At 37.7% G+C, this 409-nt stretch carries 1 pseudogene; it reads right to left on the reverse strand.

Annotated features, from left to right (window positions below):
- A pseudogene (locus tag RM529_RS17825) lies at positions 1-230 on the reverse strand (DUF3347 domain-containing protein); the annotation flags it as partial.
- Positions 231-409: the final 179 nt, after the last annotated feature.

The following is a 409-nucleotide window of genomic DNA, read 5'->3' on the forward strand; positions in this document are numbered from 1 at the left end:
ATGTGGGATTGTTCCATTTTACCCAAATCACTTTCTGCGACCGATTGTAGTTGTTCTAATGTAGTTTTGGCGGAAGCAGAAACACCGGCAATATTCCCTTCCACAAATGCATCTTTCATATCCAGATAGGGTTTTAAGCTTTTCTCAATCGCCTTTTGCGTTTCTTGAGATAGTTCCATCTTCATTTCGGGTATCGTGTTTTCATCCTGAGCATTTTTTTGGTTCATCATCGATTTTTTACCGCCTAACTAAGCAGCTGCATCCACCGTAAATGTACCCTTATTTAACATAGGTATTGATAATTAAACAGTTATACATCGAATAAAATCCTGATTGTATCAGAAAATTAAACACAACAAAATGAGCCCAAAATGGTAGAAACCACAGGGCTAATTTCCCCGATAATCAC

The sequence above is a fragment of the Autumnicola edwardsiae genome (assembly GCF_031846505.1).
GTDB classification, from domain to species: Bacteria; Bacteroidota; Bacteroidia; order Flavobacteriales; family Flavobacteriaceae; genus Autumnicola; species Autumnicola edwardsiae.